This window comes from Streptomyces phyllanthi (assembly GCF_009377205.1).
Classification (GTDB): Bacteria; Actinomycetota; Actinomycetes; order Streptomycetales; family Streptomycetaceae; genus Streptomyces; species Streptomyces phyllanthi.
The window spans coordinates 1-2,376 of record NZ_VJZE01000793.1 but is presented as its reverse complement, the minus strand read 5'-3'; the positions used below and the strand labels follow the sequence as shown (position 1 = coordinate 2,376).

The window sequence follows — 2,376 nt, the reverse complement described above, 5'->3', positions numbered from 1 at the left end:
GGACTCCGCCGCCCCCACCAGCCCCGCGGAGCGCCCCGCATGACCGTCGACTGGTCGTGGATCGGCGACCACACCGACGACCTGGCCTCCCTCTCCCTCTCCCACCTCCAGGCCGCCCTCTCCGCCGTCCTCGCCGGGCTGCTGATCTCGCTCCCCCTGGCCGTGATCGCGCACCGGATCCGCCCCCTGCGCGGCCTCCTCCTCGGCCTCTCCAACATCCTGTTCACGATCCCGTCGATCGCGGTCTTCGTCCTGCTCCTGCCGGTGAGCGGTCTGACCCGCACCACGACCGTCATCGGCCTGACGATCTACACCCTGGTCGTCCTGCTGCGGAACACGGTCGAGGGTCTCGACTCCGTCCCCGCGAAGACGAAGGAGGCCGCGCGGGCGATGGGTACGCGCCCCCTGCGCACCCTCCTCACCGTCGAACTCCCCCTCGCCCTCCCGGTGATCATGGCGGGGCTCCGGATCGCAACGGTCATGTCGATCTCGCTGGTCTCGGTCGCCACGTACATCGGCGACGGCGGTCTCGGCCAGCTCTTCACGGACGGCTTCCAGCGCAACTTCCCGACCCCGGTGATCGCCGGTGTCGTCCTCACCCTCCTCCTCGCACTGGTGGCGGACGCGCTGCTGGTCGCCGTCCAGCACGTCCTCACTCCGTGGACCCGGAAGCGGGGTGCCTGACACCGTGTACGAACTCTTCGAGAACCTCGGCATGTGGCTGACCAGCGGCGAGCAGTGGTCAGGACCCGACGGCATCGCCCACCGCCTCGCCGAGCACCTCGAGTACTCCCTCCTGGCCACGCTCATCGGAGCGGCCATCGGCCTCCCACTCGGCCTGCTCATCGGTCACACCGGCAGGGGCGCCTTCCTCGCCATCAACCTCGCGTCCTTCGGCCGCGCCCTGCCCACCGTCGGCCTGGTCGTCCTGGTCTTCCTGGCCAGCGGCCTGTCGATGTGGCCGGTGTACGTCGCTCTGGTCGCCCTCGCGGTCCCGTCGATCGTCACCAACACGTACGCGGGCATGAGGGCCGTGGACGGGGAGGTGAAGGACGCCGCCCGCGGCCAGGGCATGCGTGCCCATCAGGTGCTGTTCCGGGTCGAGCTGCCCCTCGCGTTCCCCCTGATCATGACGGGCCTGCGGCTGGCCCTGATCCAGGTGGTCGCCACGGCCACGATCGCCGCGTACGTCTCCTTCGGCGGACTGGGCCGCTACGTCTTCGACGGCCTCGCCCAGCGCGACCTCGTCCAGGTGCTCGGCGGCGCCGTCCTGGTGGCCGTGGTGGCCGTGGTCCTCGACCTCGCGCTCGCCGCACTCCAGCGCGCCCTCTTCCGCAACCGCCCGGCGTAAGGAACCCCCGTGCCCAAGGAATCCCCCCTCCGCAAGGAATCCCCTCGCATGAACCGACGCACCCTCCTCGGCGGCCTCGCCGGAGCGGCCGTCTCCGTCCCCGCCCTCGCCGCGTGCAGCGGCGGCATCACCTCCCTCGAAGGGGAGGGCGGCCTGGGCTCGGGCACCGGCTCCAGCAAGGGCGGCCTCACCATCGGCACCGCCAACTTCACCGAGAACCAGGTCCTCGGGTACCTCTACGCGGCCGTCCTCGAAGCGGCCGGTGTGAAGACCACCGTCCGCCCCAACCTCGGCACCCGCGAGATCGTCTTCCCCGCGCTGAAGAGCGGTGACATCGACCTGCTCCCCGAGTACCAGGGCGCCCTGCTCCACCATCTCGACCCGAAGTCGACGGCCACGGAGGAGGGCGAGATGCAGAACGCCCTCACGATCGCGCTCCCGTCCGGCCTCCAGGTCCTGCCGTACGGCCTGGCCGAGGACTCCGACGCCTTCGCCGTCACCCGGGAGACGGCCGAGAAGTACGGTCTGACCACCCTCGCCGACCTCGCGAAGCAGAACGGAAAGCTGGTCCTCGGCGCGGCACCGGAGATGAAGACGCGCCAGGTCGGCGTGGTCGGCCTCAGGGAGGTGTACGGGGTGGAGTTCAAGGAGTTCAAGTCGCTCGACTCCTCGGGGCCGCTCGTCAAAGGCGCCCTGAGGAAGGGCGACGTGGACGTGGCGAACCTCTTCACCACCGACACCGACCTCAAGACCGACGACTGGGTGGTCCTCACCGACCCGAAGAACCTCATCCCCGGCCAGCACGTCGTCCCCCTGATAGCCGACCGCAAGGCCGACACCCCGGTCCGCAAGGCCCTCGCCGAACTCGGCAACGTCCTGACGACGGATGACCTCACCGAGCTCAACCGCCAGGTGGACAAGGACAAGAAGGACCCGGAGGACGTGGCGAACGCGTACGCCGAGCAGCACGGGCTGACGAAGTGACCCGGCGCGGGCAGCCCGGGGCCTGGGTGTCGGGGGGCGGG

Annotated in this window: 3 protein-coding genes; all 3 read left to right on the top strand. The window is 70.4% G+C overall.

All coding sequences use genetic code 11. The features are described 5' to 3' along the window. The first annotated feature begins 39 nt into the window (after positions 1-39). The 3 genes from FNH04_RS44920 to FNH04_RS44910 are packed head-to-tail and all read left to right on the top strand — an operon-like array spanning position 40 to position 2,335. A complete protein-coding gene (locus FNH04_RS44920) occupies positions 40-684 on the top strand; it encodes an ABC transporter permease (protein ID WP_152791987.1) in 645 nt (214 codons plus the stop codon). Between the two features lie 4 nt (positions 685-688). Beyond that, the gene (locus FNH04_RS44915) at positions 689-1,351 is read left to right on the top strand and encodes an ABC transporter permease (RefSeq protein WP_322725682.1); all 663 of its coding nucleotides are present in this window, start codon (positions 689-691) and stop codon (positions 1,349-1,351) included. A gap of 48 nt (positions 1,352-1,399) precedes the next feature. After that, positions 1,400-2,335 carry an ABC transporter substrate-binding protein gene (locus FNH04_RS44910; RefSeq protein WP_152791986.1) on the top strand — a complete coding sequence of 312 codons (936 nt, stop codon included), beginning with the start codon at positions 1,400-1,402 and terminating at the stop codon, positions 2,333-2,335. The last annotated feature ends 41 nt before the right edge of the window (positions 2,336-2,376 follow it).